Below are 15,997 nucleotides of genomic sequence, written 5' to 3' on the forward strand. Positions count from 1 at the left end.
GCTCGAGCGGCGCAGTCTCATCCCCTGCAGCGCACGCCGGATGCCTGCGCCGACCGCCCCTATACCGGCGCCTGCGCGGCCTTCGACACCCGGGGTCGCAATGTCGACGCGTACGTACCGTTCTCGTCCACTCCTTCGCCGATGCCTCAGTCGAACCTTTTCGCAGCGTTGCGCCGGCCCCGCTCGCGCCCGGGCGCGGCATTGGCGCACGCGTCTCCCGGCACATCGATTGCGCTTGGGGTCCCACAGAAGAGACCGGAGCACGCTATGGCTGGATGGATCAAGGCAATGGATGTGGCAGCAGTGCCCCCGACGGCCATGCGGCGCATCGAGCTGGAAGGGGTCGCCGTGCTGCTCGTGAACGCGGGCGATCGCATCCGCGCATTCAGCGCGGACTGCCCGCATGCGGGCGCGCCACTCGAACAGGGCGCGCTGTGCGCAGGCCGCATCGTATGCCCATGGCACAAGGGCGTGTTCTCGATCGAAAGCGGCGCGTGTCTCGAACCGCCTGCACTGGAGGGGCTGACGTCGTACCCCGTGCGTATCGAAGGCGACGCCGTCCTCGTCGAACTCACGCCACAGCGTGCCGCCGCGCCTCGCACGCCCTCCGCGCACGCCAGGTCCGCCCGTCGTTTCGCGGTGATCGGCGGCGGTGCGGCGGGCGCAGCGGCCGTCGCCACGCTGCTGGAAAGCGAATTCGCGGGCGAGGTGACGATATTCGCCGCCGAGCCGCAAGTGCCCTACGACCGTACCTGTCTCAGCAAATTCGTGCCCGCCGGCGAGATGACGCCCGACGAGGTCCCGCCGATCCTGCCCGAAAGCGTGGCCCACGACAAGCGCTTGCGCGTCGAGCACAGAGCGGTCAAACACTGCGACGTCCAGACGAGACACGTCACACTAGCCGATGGCGACATGCATACCTTCGACGCCGTGCTCATCGCGAGCGGCTCGGTGGCAAAACGACCCGATATACCGGGCGCCGAACTTGGCAACCTGTTCACGCTGCGCAACCTGGCAGACGCCGCAGCCATACTCCACGCGCTCGCGCCAACCGAGCGCGCCGTGGTGCTGGGTGACAGCTTCATCGGCCTGGAAACGGCCTCGGCATTGCGCAGACGCGGCGTCGAAGTCACCATCGTGTCCCCCGCAGGTGTGCCGCTGCAACGCGTGCTTGGCGAGCGTATCGGCGGGATGTTCCGCGACTGGCACGAATCCCACGGCGTGATGTTTCGGCGCGCGAAGGCGCTGCGCTTCAGCGGCGCGCGCGAGGTCGAAGCGGTCGAACTCGACGACGGCAGCGCGCTGCGCGCGAAGGCCGTGATCGTCGGCATTGGCGTGCGACCGGCTACGCACTTTGTCAGCGGCGCCGAGATCGGCGAGGACGGCGGACTCGATGTGGATGCGACGATGCGGGTCTGCGGCGAAACCTACGCGGCGGGAGATATCGCGCGATTCACGCTCAGCAGCGCGTTGGAAACGCCGCAGCGCACACGCATCGAACATTGGCGCGTTGCACAGCAACAAGGACGCATCGCGGCGCTCAACATGCTGGGCCAGACGGCAAGCTACGACGGCGTGCCGTTCTTCTGGACCCAGCACTACGACAAGCGCGTCGACTATCTGGGGCATGCCGGACATTGGGACGATCTGGTGATTGCCGGCCGCGCCGGCGACGATCGCTTTGGAGTCCTCTACGCTGAGTCGGGCCGCCTTCGGGCCGCACTCGCCGGCGGCTACGATCGCGAGATGGCGCTCATGAGCGAGCGCATGCGCAGGCCCCTGTCCGTCGACGCAGCGCGCGGAATTCTGGGCTTTTGATCAGGCGAGCTGCATATCGGCCATAAGCGCCGCGCCATCGTCTTTGCCGTACCCCGTTTCGTACCATGACTCGAGGCGCTGATTCTTTAACGCCTGGTAAGTCCAAACAGCAAGCTCGCCAAAAAGAGGATCACGAAAATGACGAACAGAATTTTGGCGATACTCGCCGCGCCTGCGGCGATCCCACCAAACCCGAAGACAGCTGCGATGATGGCTATCACGAAAAAAACGATCGCGTAGTAAAGCATTGCCCGCTCCTTGAAGTATGCCAACCAGAGCGCACCCTCTGTGCCTGGGCGCGCACTGCGAGGAACTGGCTGTCAAACGGAGTGTTTGCGTGAAATGGGATTGCGCGGCATGCGGGATGCTGTTCAGTGATCGCCTCTAACCACCCTGGAGCACGAAATGACTACCTCTGATCCCCTCTCGCCCAACGCTGGCGCCAAGATCACCGGAGGCGGTATCGGCGATGGGCCGGGCCCTGAAGTCATGGCCGCCGCCACGCTCGACGGCAACAAGGTTTATTCGTCCGACGGCGAACACGTGGGCAAGATCTCCGACATCATGCTTGATGTGCGAAGCGCCCGCGTTGCTTACGCCGTGCTGTCCGAAGGCGGATTTCTCGGTATGGGAACCACCCTTCACGCGATCCCGTGGAGCGCGCTGACGCTGGACACTGCCGAAAAATGTTTCCGCGTCGACCAGACGGCCCAGCGCATCAAGGACGACCCCGGCTTCGACAAGGATCACTGGCCTTCGATGGCCGACGTTTCGTGGGGTACGCAATTGCATGACTACTACAACCGACGCCCGTACTGGAGCGCGAGCGGATCGCCTGTCGCGCGTAGTGGATCGGAGGACCCACTGCTCTGAGAGCCAATGGCGGAGGTTTGGCAGTCATGCCTCCCTTCGGCTATGAATGTCCGCGCTGTGGCCTCTTCGAGGCCCGGCGCGCGATCGCCCAGCGAGACCACGAACGCGCTTGCACGGCTTCATGAGAACGCTATGCAGCGACGGCAGCGCCGGGCGGCTGCATGCCATTCTCCCAATGATGGTCTGACTATTCGCGATGAGCCATCCTGTTAACCATACCCAACCTCACTATCTCCATGGTTCGCATCGCGATGCATGCTCTATTGTGGCCGGAGCCCCATATTTTCTTTTAATTCGTTTCCCATCGAATTCAGAATTAATATTTGTGCTCCGGGCCTGAAGGCTTGGCTTCGAATTCGCAAGGTCCGGAAAAGCTTCCGGAATAAATGCCAATTTCTCGCGACTGATCGTCTGAAGGCGTGGCGCCCCTATGTCCTTCCTTATGTATCTCACGTGAAATCTCCATGCTGAAGCCCGACGACGCGCTCGCATTCGGTACTGCGGTGGCCGAGCTGAAAAGAGCGACGCAGGACCTGGAACGCCTTGAGCACGATCCAGCGACGTCCCCCGCTGGGCTTGCGAGGGCGCAGGATCGCTATTATCTGTCTCGACTGGAGTGGCTGCGCAGCGAGTGCCAGCTGCGCAGGTCTGCCGCCCATGGCGTACCGAAACCAGCGCCGGTATCCGGACCGATTGTGATTGTTGGGCACGACAAGTGGGTCCGGGATTCGTTAGCCGTTTTGCTCGACGTGAAGGGTTACGGGCGGGGTTACGGGCGGTCGAAGGCGCGTGCCTTCGATACCTGGCACGAAGTCTGGCTCGAACCATCGCAACTGATCGTCGTCGATGTCTCGCTGTTTTCTCGCGGCGCCTCCACGTTGCTGATAGAGGGCTTTGATACCTGCATCGAAAGACCACCTATCATCGCACTGGTGTGGCCGCAGGACGCGCCGGCTTTCACCGGCAAGGTCGACGAGATCATCCACAAACCACTGGCGCTCAATGAGCTGCTAAACGCGATCGACAGGATCGGCGACTGCCATGTCGAGCGCATAGCAGACGACCACTGACCGCGTGCCGATCATGCTCCCGTACGGGCCGACTCAATGAGATCGCGCAACTGCTCTGCCGAAAACGGTTTGCGCACGGAGGCGAACTCAAAGCCCACATCGTGGGCGGGCGGCGCCTCGGTGCCCGAAGCAAAGATGACTTTCAGTGTCGGCACCCGCTGAAGTGCAATCCGGGCGAGTTCGATGCCCGACCCGTCGGGCAGCGCGATATCAGTGACAAGGATCTGCACACTTTCACTCACCTCGCGCAGGGCGCACTCCAGATTGCCGGCCTCCCGGACTGCGTAGCCCATCTGCGACAGTAGTTCGCTCACTGCTTCGCGGGAAGCAGCGTCATCGTCGACTACAAGTATGGAAACTTGCGGCGCGCCCGCGTTGGGTGCACTTCGCGCAGCGGGACGAACCGAACCGGGCCGATGTGCCAGCATGCGCCGTATTTTCCTTGCCAGCTGTTCACGGCTGTACGGCTTGCTGAGCAGATGCACCCCCGGGTCAAGCCGTCCTCCATGGACGATGGCGTTCTGTGTGTAGCCCGAAGTAAAGAGCACCTTCAGGCCCGGCAAGACACGCACCGCCATTTTTGCCATTTCGGTGCTGCGCATCGGCCCCGGCATCACCACGTCGGAAAACAGCAGATCAATCCTGGCGCCGCTCCGGATGATCACCATCGCGCCTTGTGCGTCATCCGCCTTCAGCACGACGTAACCAAGTTCGGTGAGCATCTCGATCACGGTGGACTGAACACGCTTGTCGTCTTCGACCACGAGAATGGTTTCTGAGCCGCCCGGAACTCGTGGCATCGGTAAAGGCTCCGGCTCGACAACCTCTTCCGTCGATCGCGGCAGGTAGATCTTGACCGTGGTCCCGTGTTCGACTTCGCTGTAGATCCGCATGTGGCCTCTACTCTGCTTGACGAAGCCGTAGGCCATGCTCAATCCCAGTCCCGTCCCTTCCCCTTCGGCCTTGGTGCTGAAATACGGTTCGAACGCATGCTCCATCACTTCCGGCGGCATGCCCGTGCCTGTGTCCGTAATCGCAAGCAGCACATACTGCCCCTCGGCGACATCGTCAGGAAGCGCGTGATAGTGGCTGTCGAGCGTTGTGTTCGACAACTCAAGCGTCAGCCGACCGCCCCGGGGCATCGCGTCGCGGCTGTTGATGGCGAGATTCAGCACGACATTCTCCAGGTGATTGGGGTCGACGAGCGTGTTCCAGAGACCACCCGAGACCACCGTTTCCACCTGAATCATTTCGCCGAGCGCCCGGCGCAGCATGTCGTTCATATTCCTGAGCATGACCGCAAGGTTGACCACTGCGGGCTGCAATGCTTGCCGCCGACCGAAGGCGAGCAGTTGTGAAGCGAGGGTTGCGCCTTGCTCGGTCGCCTCGATTGCCTTTTCGAGGCGCTCGCGGGACCAGGAATCGCGGTGGCGGCGCTCCAGCAGCTCGAGATTGCCACGCAGCACCTGAAGGACGTTGTTGAAGTCGTGCGCGACTCCGCCGGTCAGCTTGCCGATGGCTTCCATTTTCTGCGACTGCAGCAATGCGGCCCGCGCCTTCTCCAGCTGTTCCTGGGCAACCTTGCGCTCGGTCACGTCGCGCGTGATCTTGGCGAAGCCAACGAGTTCGCCGTGCTCATCCCGAATCGCATCAATGATGGCGTTGGCCCAGAAACGACTTCCGTCTTTCCTGACGCGCCATCCTTCCGCTTCGAAGCGGCCCTCACGCGCAGCGATCTCCAGACCGCGTTCGGGTAGCCCCTTCGCAGCGTCTTCGGGCGTATAGAACCACCGCAGGTGAGTCCCGACGATTTCGTCCGCCTCGTAGCCCTTGATTCTGGCAGCGCCGACGTTCCAGTTCGTGACAATGCCCTCTGGCGAGAGCATGAAGAGCGCGTAGTCGGTAACACCCTGGACGAGCAGCCTGAAATTGCGCTCGCTTTCGAGCACTGCTTCGTGAGCAAGCCGCTTGTCCGTGACATCCCGGACGATGTTTGCGAACCCGCTCAAACTTCCGTCCGGTGCCGAAAGCGGTATAACCAGGACGTTCGCCCAAAAACGTGAGCCGTCCTTGCGCAAGCGCCACGCCTCGGCCTCGCAGTGCCCGTGCTCACGGGCAGACTGCAGCATCGCCTCCGGCACGCCGGCTTGCCTGTCCTCGGCGGCGTGGAAAACGGAGAAGTGCTTGCCGATTATCTCCGCGGCATCGTAACCGCTGATGCGCGCCGCGCCTGGGTTCCAGGTGGCGACGATTCCCGCATCCGTCAGACGGAAGATCCCGTACTCGGAGACGCGAGCGACCAGCGCCATTTCCCAGGCCATCGCTGGGTCGGTGGATGGAGACTGGGACATGCGCTGCTCCATTATCGCGACTCGCTGCGCGACTCCCGGCGCTTCCCGCAAACCGCGGCGTCGAAAACGGCGTCAACAATGACTTTCAGCATTGGCCCTCCCGATGGAATCCTGAACAGCACACCCCAGAGTGGACGTAGAGAGCAATTTCTGAGCCTTGGGTGAATTCGTCCCGAGCCCGACATTGGAACAAGCCGTATTTCCGTGAACGAGTCCATCCGCGGCGGGCATACGGCCAGGGGCGATATCCTTCACACAAATAATCTGCCAGTTTGGAGGGATGCCTCGGCGCCTGTTATGTCGCTTTCCCACGCATTTGGCTGAGATAGCTCATCTATCGCGCGCCCCTGCCGCGATGTGTGCGACGACCGGCAGATGATCCGAGGCCACCGGTGCCTCGCCGTGGCTCCAGGCCTGCACGCTCGCCAGGCGCGACGCTGGATGCATCCACACGCGATCGAGCGCGAGCATGGGCCAGCGCGAGGGAAAAGTGGCTGGTGCCGGCGCTGCCCGGAAATGCCCGGCCAGCATGCGCAATGCGCGGCCCCATAGCAACCACTCGTTGATGTCGCCCGCAAGTATGACGGGAAGCCCCGGCCGGTCGAATGCTGTCAGCAGCTGGGCAATCTGTGCGCGCCGCTCACGCGGCCGCAAACCGAGATGCGTCGCGACCACACGCAGCGCCTCGCCGTTGCACAGGAGGTCGACGTCGAGTGCGCCGCGTGGCTCGCGCCCGCCAAAGGAGAGGTCGAGCGTGCGCGCCTCGGTCACAGGCCACCGTGTGAGCACCGCGTTGCCAAACCGGCGCTGAGGCGTATCAAGCGTCGGGCCCGCTACGGCCCGGCGGTTCGTGGCGCGGGCGAGTCCCGCCAAAACATCGGCGCTCGCCGCAGCCGCGCCGCCGAGTGGCACTTCCTGCAGCGCAACGATGTCGGCATCGATTTCGATAAGCACGCGCGCAATGCGCTCCGGTGCGCGCGCGCCGTCCGTTCCCACTGCGCCGTGAATGTTCCAGGTGACAAGCGTCAGCTCGCCGCCCCGCCCGCCTTGCACCTCCTTCACGAGACCGGCTGTCACTTCGGGCCGCCTTTCGCCGCAGCGTTTCCTTGCGATGCACGCGCTCCGAAAAAGCGCTGCAGCGCTGCGGACAGTGCCACCAGCACGGCACCGATTGCCACAAGCAATGCCACCGACCCGACTCCCGGATGGTGCACAGCGGCGGCAAGCTGTTGCGCGAAGGTGGCACCGAGGATAATGCCAGGCCCCATGCCAATGAGCGTGCCCAGCAGATAGTCGCGCAGTCCGATGTGCGAAGCGCCCGCCGCCAGATTGACGAGCACGAAAGGGGCCAACGGGAGAATGCGCAGCACGACCACCGCGGCCACGCCTTGTTTGCCAAGCCGCGCCGAAAGCAGGTTCAGGCGCGAACCGGCGTGCCGCCGCACCGCGTCGCGGCCAGCCCATCGGCCGATCGAATAGGTGATCAGTGCGGCGAGCAGCGATCCAGCCAACGCATAGAGACTACCCGCGAACGCGCCGAATAACACCCCCGCGCAGACGATCAGAACCGTGACAGGCACCGAAGCGACTGCCGCAAGCGCATAAGCGCCCACCACGAGCACGGGCCCGAAGCGCACGGCCGCCAGCGCCCGGGCCGCGTTGCCGATACTGGCGAGGTTCGCATAGCGAGCGAGCCCTGTGTAGTGCCACGCGAGCGTCATCAAAACGGCAAAGAGCGCGCCCAGGCCGAGCAGCATGAGCCGTCCGGTAATCGAGCGTCCCCCGCGGCCGGGCACGAACTCGCGCACGACTTCGTCCGGCACGGCAGGTTGCTCCGGATCGACTACGGCGCTTTCGGGAACCCATTGGTCGAGCATCGCACTCACCTTCGGCTCGAGCACGTGCAGACCGCGCGTGCCGCCTGCACAAGCACCGATCACGCGGTGGATGTCGCCCTCGAATCGCACGAAAGCGGCGTCGACCTGCGCGCGATCCACGCCCAGATGCTCGGCAAGCAGCGCATTGCGCATCGCCGCGATCGCGGCGCGCACACGTTGGTCGCCGGCGGCTTCCAGCACGACGTTGCATTCTGTATCGAGCACCATCGATCGATTGTTGAGGTTCGCACTCCCAACGATCAGCAGCGCATCGTCGACGATCATGAGCTTGCTGTGGACGTTTATGGATACGTCACCTGAGTCGCCGCTCCAAGGCGAGTACAGTCGTAGCCGCGCATACCGGTCCATATCACGCAGTCTACGATAGAGTCGCGCGCGCAGCGTGCCCATGGTCGCGGCTTGCAGCCAGCCGGTCTGTTCGCGCGGCATGACGGCGGCGACCGCGGGCGGATCGGGCTGCGAAAGCCGCTGCGCGAGTGCGTCGCCCACGGCACTCGCCGTAAAGTACTGATTCTCGATGTAGAGGGTTCGGCGCGCAGCGTCAATCGCGGCGCGATAGAGGGCGCCGATCTGCTGGACCCCTTCGCGGTGGTCATGGGGAGCGCACGTAAGCGCAATCCCCAGCTTCACGTCCTCGATATCGGGCGCGTAGCCCGGGGGCCAGGGATCGACGCTTGCAGATGGGGATGCCGGCGAGCGGACCGGCTCAGTCGCAGGCCACGGGGACACTTCCTGCGCGCGCGGGGCCCTCCGCGAGATCCTCTGCGCCATATGCCACCGCTCGTTCGCTATTGCCGCTACAGTGCGGGCGGCCTCGCCGTCGAACATGGCCTGTATGTCATGGGTCGGTCCATAGTACTGGCGCGGACCGTTGCTCCGGCGCGGCTCATATGGCGCGTGCGCGGACGAATCCCAACGTGAACGGGCAAGATCAATGCCTCCCACGAAGGCCAGCCGGTCGTCCACGACCACCATCTTCTGGTGATGCGAGGCACCCGGTGGGTGATGGCTGTCCAGCCGCACGTCCATGCGCTTGCCGCTGCGCCAGCCCAGCTTGTATGCGGGCAACCATTCGCGCTCGAGCGCATACAGCATGGCAAAATCCCACGCCAGAATCCGAACGTGCAACAGAGGACGGCTGGCCACCACGGCGGCAAGAAAATCGCCGAGCGGCTCGGGGAATCCATCGCCCGCGCCCGCGGGCACAAGCGTCATGCGGCTGTCAATGTCCCAGCCGACAATGATCACGCTGCGGCGCGCCCGGACTATCGCTACACGTAGCGCCGCGAAATAGTCCGCCGCGTCGATCAGCAGACGGAAACGCGCGGCATGACGAACGCATTCGCAGGTCTGGCCAGGCTGGAGCAAGTTTGGGGAACCGGCGCGCGGGTCCTCGAGCGCACCGCTTGGACGCCTCTTGATCTGCGGGTTCATGCGTGGACCGGCGCAATTCGCGGTCCCGAATCACTTAGCCTGCATACGACCGGATCAGACCACGGCTGGTCTCGGCGCAAGTGGCCCCGTGTAGATCACGGTTGCCACTGCGTTCCGGTTCAAGCGCCGCTGCGCGCGAAAGCCAACGCCGAATTGACGCGGAGTGGCGGCACGTCGTCATGCCACGGTGGTCGCGGCGCGAAGCGCTCGACGACGCCCGGCTGGAAAATCAGGCAGTAGGTGCTTCCCCCGTACTGAAACCACCCGAGCTCGTCGCCCTTTCCAAGCTCATCGCCTGGGCGTACGCATATCTGGCATGACGAAACCTCGGCCATGCCCACGAAGACGCACGCAACTTCCCCAATGACAGGGTTGTCGCTTTCGATGACGATCACTGCGCGAGCGGCAACGGCAGTGGTGTAGCCCTGGGAGTCGTTAAGTCCACTCGGGTCTTCGCCCTCCGCTTCGGCATCCGAATAGTAGGTGCCGTCGACGTTGTAGGCTTCGCGGACCCTGCCGTCGACAGGAGCGTGCCACCGATGGTAGTTGTACGCGCTCAGATAGCCCTGGTACACCGTGCCACCGACAAAGCGTCGGGCAAGCGCCTCGTCGCTCGACGTCAGTATCTCCTTGAGCGAATAGGGCTGCGACTTGATCCAGAAGCGGTCGATCAGCTGCACGCCCTCGCGCACGTCGAAGGGCGACGCTTCGCACGCGTTCACGATCACGGCAGGATCGTCCGGGCTCGCCACCGGCCGGGCGCCGGGACGCAGATGGCGCGTAAAGAAACCGTTCCACGAATCGAAGCCCCAATGCGCTCGCGTACGATCATGGACGAAGTCGTCCATCCCGAGCTTCTCCAACGCGGGAGGGCTGAACCAGCCCTTCGGCGCATCGTTGAGCCATACGCGTGACCGTGGGCCGCTGAGAAACGCGCACCACGTATTGAGGACGCGACGCAACTGCGCATTGAACGCCGGATCCCGGAAAACCGCATAGCCGGACGGCATGCACATTGGCCATTCAAGAACGGTATTGAGTGGCGTGGCCATCGGTGCATCGCTGTCGAATGGCGGGCTGTATGTCGTCAGATAGTCAATGATGGCGAGCAGCTCGTGGATATCCGAATACCCCAGCTGCTTACCCTGCTCAAGCGCCTCGCTTATCGCTCGCGCGAGGTTCATCCGTAGCACCGGATCGCCGTCAATGAGTTTTCCGAGATCCTGCACGACGCTGGACAGCGCTGCACGCGCCGCGCGCGCTCGGGCCTGCCGCGCGATTTCCAGCCTGAACGTCGCGCTTTTTTGCTCCTCGCCTGGCATCCAGTTACCGAGGCGCCGGCGCACTGCTCCCGTTTCCATACTCATTGCCCTCCTCCACGCAATGTCGAAGTCCCAGCAATCCGCAAGCCCGCTACGTTGGCCAGCCGCGTTCACGAACAGCCGTCCTGCCACTGAGCGAACCGTCAATCTCAGCATAGAGAGTGGCAACACGACGACCATTCGTCGCGATACTCACGGGTTGCCCGCTCCACCCGAGGCGCCATAGATCTGTCCGGTAATGTACGAGGCCTGCGCCGATGCGAGTTCGACATAGATCGGCGCGATTTCTGCCGGCTGACCCGGCCTGCCCATCGGCACCTGCTCGCCGAACTTCTGCACGTTCTCCATGGTCTGGCCACCACTCACTTGTAGTGCGGTCCAGAAAGGTCCTGGCGCCACACCATTGACCCGGATTCCCCGCTTGATCATTTGCTTCGCGAGCCCCTTGGTGAAGTTCGCTATTGCCGCCTTGGTCATGGCGTAGTCGAGCAAGTTAGCAGACGGGTCGTAGGCGTTAACGGAAGTCGTGTTGATAATTGCGGCGCCTGCCTGCATGTGCGGAATGGCCGCCCTGGTGATCCAGAACATCGCATACAGGTTGGTCTTGAGGGTCCAGTCGAACTGCTCGGTGCTGATGTCGAGGATCGAGTCGTGACTTTGCTGTCGTCCCGCATTGTTCACGAGGACCTCGAGGCCGCCTAGCCCTGACACCGCGCGTTCCACCAGCGATTGACACGCCGCTTCGCTGCGGATGTCGACTGCCAGCGGAACCGCCTTGCGGCCTGCAGACTGAATCAACTGTACAACTTCGCGGGCATCCGGCTCCTCCTGCGGCAGGTAGGCGATCGCGACATCGGCGCCCTCCCGCGCGAACGCGATGGCGGCTGCACGTCCAATGCCCGAGTCGCCGCCCGTCACGAGCGCCTTGCGGCCGCTTAGACGCCCGGTGCCGCGATAGCTCGTTTCCCCGTGGTCGGGCCGCGGCGTCATGCGTCCCGCGAGTCCGGGCCAGGGTTGCTGCTGGGCGGGAAATGGCGGATGCGGATAAGCGGCGCGGGGATCCTCCTGCGGCGTCGGACCACTCGCGGTACCCGGCTCCTGCGCCATCGCGGCGGGCGCTACTGCGGCAAGGACACCTGCCGAGGCGGCTTGCATCCAGTTGCGACGGGACGCCGATATTTCGCGGGAAGGCATGCTGGACTCCAATAGGGATGGGCAACGGAAAGGCGAACCTGTTTGTTTGTGCCCGCCTTCTGCGCATTCACCGTACCCACGGCCTCGGCCGGTACGCCGTCGCGGTGGGCGCTGCGGGAGGGTCTTCGCGGGCTGGGCATGGCGACTGCGCTCAATCCTGCCTGATCGTCAGGCCTGAAAACGCCAGACGGGCATTCACTTTCAAGGGGCTAGCCATGCAACGTTCAAAGCCGGAATCTGGCCAGAATGAAATTCCATTGAATCCGGGTGACGAAGGCCAACCGGGCGCGCCAGGCGTAGGCGAGGACCTGTGCGGAGCCTGCCACGGCACCGGGCTGGTGCAGGGCAAGCGCTGTGCCGTTTGCGGAGGCACGGGAAAGGTCATGCAAGGAATCGGCGGCGGCTGAACCGCCATCGCTGCGCGCGCCGCTTACGCTCACGTCGTGCGAGGCACGGCACAATGACTTTGCCTCGACGTCTGCTTGCTGGCGGTTGCGGTCCTGATCGCGCTGCTGGTTCATTGCATGCCGGGTATCGTTCCCGCGCCACGCACGGTTGATGCGTGGGAACGGGGCGGCGAGGTCCAGGCGCTCGCGTCGCCTCGCCCCCCGGTGCTCGAAGCAAGGACTGGAGGTGCGAAAAATGAACACACTGAACGCGGTTTTCGGGGAAGGCAAGGATCTCGACGCGTGGCAGATGGCTGCCCGCGCCGCAGCAGCGTTCCTGCTTACCCTCGTCCTCATCCGTATTTCGGGCAGGCGGTCCTTCGGGCAGCGCTCGACCTTCGACTATGTCGTTGCCATCCTGCTCGGCGCAACCCTGAGCCGGTTCATTGTCGGCGCGTCGCCTGCCGTCCCCACCGTCGCGGCGTCCCTCGTGCTCGTGCTGATGCACCGGGCGCTTGGGTGGCTGTGTGTGCGCTCACGCTTCGTCGAGCGCGTCATTGGCGGTGAGGCCCGTACGGTGTACCGCGACGGGACCTTCGATGATGCGCAGATGTCCGCGGCGCTCATCACGCGGGCCGATGTGCTCGAAGCCGTCCGCGTCGGACTTCACGGTTCCTCGCTCGATAGGGTCGAGGCTGCGCTGCTGGAAAGGAATGGCGAAATCAGCCTGATCGTGAAGCCCAGCGCCGACGAACGCAACAGCCGCTGACAAGGCACTGCAAATTTCGCCCCGGACGGCCGAGCGCGTGGAATGGGGCTTGCGCACCGGAAGCGCGTTCACGTCCCGCGCGAGGCATGCCATGGCAAAAGGTCAGAGATCGAAGGAAACGCCCCAGGCGCGGGAGAGCCGCCGGACTTCGGATTATCCCTACGCCTCCGGTGGCTGGGGATCGCTGAAGGCCGTCACCCGTATCCTCGTGAAGGAGAAGGTTGCGCTCAAGGACATGAGTCTGCTTCCCCTTCAAAACAAGCCGGAAGGCTTCATGTGCGTGAGCTGCTCGTGGGCCAAACCAGCCAGGCCACACGCCTTCGAGTTTTGCGAAAGCGGAGCAAAAGCCACGGCGTGGGACACGACGCCGAAACGGGCCGACCGGAAATTCTTTGCTGCACACAGCGTGACCGAACTCATGCAATGGCACGACCATGACCTCGAAGAGGCGGGCCGCCTGACCGAACCGATGCGCTACGACGCGGCAACCGATCATCTGGTGCCGGTCTCGTGGGAAGAAGCATTTGAGTCGATCGGCGCCGAACTTCGCGGGCTTGATCCGAAGGGCGTTGTCTTCTACACCTCGGGCCGCGCGTCACTCGAGGCGTCGTACATGCTCCAGCTTTTTGCGCGAATGTACGGGACCAACAACCTGCCCGACAGTTCGAACATGTGCCACGAAAGCACGAGTGTCGGCCTGAAGGAGGCCATCGGCGTGGGCGTAGGAACGATCGGCCTCGATGATTTCGACACGACCGACCTGATGTTTTTCTTCGGGCAAAACGTAGGCACGAATAGCCCCCGCATGCTCCACCAGTTGCAGGATGCGCGTCGGCGCGGCGTGCCGATCATCACCTTCAACCCGCTGCGCGAACCGGGCCTCGTCGCCTTTGCCAATCCGCAGTCGCCTCACGACATGCTGCTGCCTGCGAACACGCAGATCAGTACCCAGTACCATCAGTTGCGTGTGGGCGGCGACACGGCGGCGATAACAGGAATCTGCAAGGCCGTTATCGAAGCGCATGACAAGGCAGTTTCACTGGGGCAGCCGCCGGTACTCGATCTCGTCTTCATCGAAGCACACACCAAGGGTTTTGACGAATTCGCGCACTTCGTCCGCGAGACCGGCTGGGACGCCATCGAGCGAGAAAGCGGCTTGCAGCGCGTTGCGCTGGAAGCCGCCGCGCGCGAGTATAGCGTCGCCAACGCGGTCATCGTCCATTACGGCATGGGCCTCACGCAGCACCGTCTGGGCGTCCAGAACGTTCGCATGATCTGCAATCTCCTGTTTCTGCGTGGCAACATCGGCAGGCCGGGCGCAGGTCCCTCGCCAGTGCGCGGACACTCCAACGTGCAGGGACAACGCACGGTCGGCATCACGGAGAAGCCCGAACTCGCCCCGCTGGACGAGCTCGCGAAGCAGTTCAACTTCGAGCCGCCGCGCGATAAAGGGTTCAACACGGTCGAAGCCTTCGAAGCGATGCTGGAGGGCACGGTGAAGGCCGTCGTCAATTTCGGCGGCAACCTTGTGCGTTCGGTGCCTGACAGGAACCGCACACAACCTGCATGGGCGAACCTGCAACTTGCTGTGAACGTGGCGACGAAACTCAACCGCAGCCATCTGGTGCACGCGAAGACCACCTATGTGCTGCCTTGCCTGAGCCGTATCGAAATCGATCGAACCGGTGGACATGAACAGTTCGTCTCGATGGAGGACAGCACGGCGCGTTTCCATGGCTCGCGGGGCGTGGCCGAACCTGCCGCGCCGACTGTACGGTCCGAACCCTTCATCATCGCGGGGCTTGCTCGCGCCACGTTGCGCGAGCGTTCGACCGTCGACTGGGAGGACTGGTGCGCGGACTACGCGCGGGTGCGTACGGAAATGGGCAAGACATGGCCCGCGATGTTCGCCGGCTTCGAGTCGAGCATGTGGACACCTGGCGGGGTTGTACGGCCGCTGCCCGCGCGCGAACGCACGTGGAAAACCAAAAGCGGCAAGGCAGAATTCATGGTTCCCGAAGCGCTTTCAGAAGATCCCGACATGAATGAGCGCGAGCCCGACGCGCTGCGGCTGATGTCCCTGCGCGCGGATGGCCAGTTCAACACGACGCTTTATAGCCTTGATGACCGCTTCCGTGGCGTGAAGGGCTCGCGCATGGTTGTACTGATGAACCGCGATGACATGGAGGCACGCGACATAGAAGAGGGCGACCGCGTAACACTGCGCACCATCGCGGACGATGGCGTTGTGCGTGAGGTTGCGGGCCTTGCGGCGAAGCCCTACGATATCCCCCGCGGATGCGCCGCAGGTTACTATCCCGAATGCAATCCCCTGCTCCCGCTGTGGCACTACGCAAAGGAAAGCAAGGTCCCCGGTGCGAAATCGATACCGGTGCGCGTGGTCGCGATTGAACCAAAGCGTGCGCGCGGAAGTGGGTCCGACAGTGCGGGCAGCGACAAGTTGCCTGGAGCAACCGCTTCGCAATAAGTGCCACGACAGCGGGCAAGTGGCTCCAACGGTGAAACTCGTAGCGCCGGCAATGCGCCGCGGCGGCGGCCTGCTGGATGTCGACAAGACAGGATGGCCCCCCCTGGAGAACACCTGCCGTCGAGCGCCTGCTTCATCGCAACCCTGACGGCTGTCGGCCGTTCCGCGCGTTTCGTCTCGTCCGTGCGTGCGTCGTCGAACCCGCTCCTCCGAAGCCGGATCGCTTCGCGCCCGCCGTCCGGACATACAAACAACGCTTTTATCTGGTGATATCCCCTGCGTTCAACCGTGCCAGGTCGCCGAAAAACGCCATCCCTGTCATGTGGCCGCCTTGTCAGACAAGCGGGCAATGATGGTGAGCTGCGAAGAGCGGGCAAGTGCCGCGTTCCATGCA

12 protein-coding genes are annotated in these 15,997 nt (G+C 63.6%); 6 read left to right on the forward strand and 6 right to left on the reverse strand.

What is annotated here, in order from left to right; all coding sequences use genetic code 11:
• Nucleotides 1-288: 288 nt before the first annotated feature.
• On the forward strand, nucleotides 289-1,818 hold the full coding sequence (locus tag AB3X99_RS23825) for an FAD-dependent oxidoreductase (protein WP_368618332.1): 1,530 nt from the start codon (nucleotides 289-291) through the stop codon (nucleotides 1,816-1,818).
• Between the two features lie 86 nt (nucleotides 1,819-1,904).
• On the opposite strand, the gene AB3X99_RS23830 is transcribed toward AB3X99_RS23825, so the two are convergent.
• Complete coding sequence (locus AB3X99_RS23830) at nucleotides 1,905-2,066, reverse strand: DUF1328 domain-containing protein (protein WP_069263066.1); 162 nt, start codon at nucleotides 2,064-2,066, stop codon at nucleotides 1,905-1,907.
• Between the two features lie 157 nt (nucleotides 2,067-2,223).
• Between AB3X99_RS23830 and AB3X99_RS23835 the strand changes: the two genes are divergently transcribed.
• Nucleotides 2,224-2,691: a PRC-barrel domain-containing protein gene (locus tag AB3X99_RS23835; protein ID WP_069263065.1), complete on the forward strand. Its 468-nt coding sequence runs from the start codon at nucleotides 2,224-2,226 to the stop codon at nucleotides 2,689-2,691.
• A 464-nt stretch (nucleotides 2,692-3,155) separates the two neighbouring features.
• Nucleotides 3,156-3,761, forward strand: coding sequence for a response regulator receiver protein (locus tag AB3X99_RS23840; RefSeq protein WP_368618333.1), 606 nt, complete (start codon nucleotides 3,156-3,158; stop codon nucleotides 3,759-3,761).
• An 11-nt stretch (nucleotides 3,762-3,772) separates the two neighbouring features.
• On the opposite strand, the gene AB3X99_RS23845 is transcribed toward AB3X99_RS23840, so the two are convergent.
• The 5 genes from AB3X99_RS23845 to AB3X99_RS23865 form a co-directional block, all read right to left on the reverse strand.
• Complete coding sequence (locus AB3X99_RS23845; RefSeq protein ID WP_368618334.1) at nucleotides 3,773-6,112, reverse strand: PAS domain S-box protein; 2,340 nt, start codon at nucleotides 6,110-6,112, stop codon at nucleotides 3,773-3,775.
• Nucleotides 6,113-6,442: 330 nt separating this feature from the next.
• Entirely contained in the window at nucleotides 6,443-7,189 is a 747-nt protein-coding gene (locus AB3X99_RS23850) for an endonuclease/exonuclease/phosphatase family protein (protein WP_342949740.1), read from the reverse strand.
• Nucleotides 7,186-9,225, reverse strand: coding sequence for a VTT domain-containing protein (locus tag AB3X99_RS23855; protein ID WP_368618335.1), 2,040 nt, complete (start codon nucleotides 9,223-9,225; stop codon nucleotides 7,186-7,188). Before AB3X99_RS23855 ends, AB3X99_RS23850 begins: the two co-directional genes overlap by 4 nt.
• A 338-nt stretch (nucleotides 9,226-9,563) precedes the next feature.
• A complete protein-coding gene (locus AB3X99_RS23860; RefSeq protein ID WP_368618336.1) occupies nucleotides 9,564-10,811 on the reverse strand; it encodes a phosphatidylserine decarboxylase family protein in 1,248 nt (415 codons plus the stop codon).
• 147 nt (nucleotides 10,812-10,958) lie between these two features.
• The gene (locus AB3X99_RS23865) at nucleotides 10,959-11,960 is read right to left on the reverse strand and encodes an SDR family oxidoreductase (RefSeq protein WP_368602777.1); all 1,002 of its coding nucleotides are present in this window, start codon (nucleotides 11,958-11,960) and stop codon (nucleotides 10,959-10,961) included.
• Nucleotides 11,961-12,175: 215 nt separating this feature from the next.
• Here AB3X99_RS23865 and AB3X99_RS23870 point away from each other — a divergent pair, with 215 nt between their 5' ends.
• The 3 genes from AB3X99_RS23870 (at nucleotide 12,176) to AB3X99_RS23880 (ending at nucleotide 15,603) form a co-directional block, all read left to right on the forward strand.
• Nucleotides 12,176-12,367: a hypothetical protein gene (locus AB3X99_RS23870; RefSeq protein WP_342949736.1), complete on the forward strand. Its 192-nt coding sequence runs from the start codon at nucleotides 12,176-12,178 to the stop codon at nucleotides 12,365-12,367.
• 235 nt (nucleotides 12,368-12,602) lie between these two features.
• Nucleotides 12,603-13,115 (forward strand): DUF421 domain-containing protein, encoded by a 513-nt coding sequence (locus AB3X99_RS23875; protein WP_368618337.1) that lies wholly within the window; start codon nucleotides 12,603-12,605, stop codon nucleotides 13,113-13,115.
• Between the two features lie 91 nt (nucleotides 13,116-13,206).
• The gene (locus AB3X99_RS23880) at nucleotides 13,207-15,603 is read left to right on the forward strand and encodes an FdhF/YdeP family oxidoreductase (protein ID WP_368618338.1); all 2,397 of its coding nucleotides are present in this window, start codon (nucleotides 13,207-13,209) and stop codon (nucleotides 15,601-15,603) included.
• Nucleotides 15,604-15,997: the final 394 nt, after the last annotated feature.

Origin of the sequence: Paraburkholderia sp. BR10882, assembly GCF_040948855.1 — a bacterium.
Lineage (GTDB): Bacteria > Pseudomonadota > Gammaproteobacteria > Burkholderiales > Burkholderiaceae > Paraburkholderia > Paraburkholderia nodosa_A.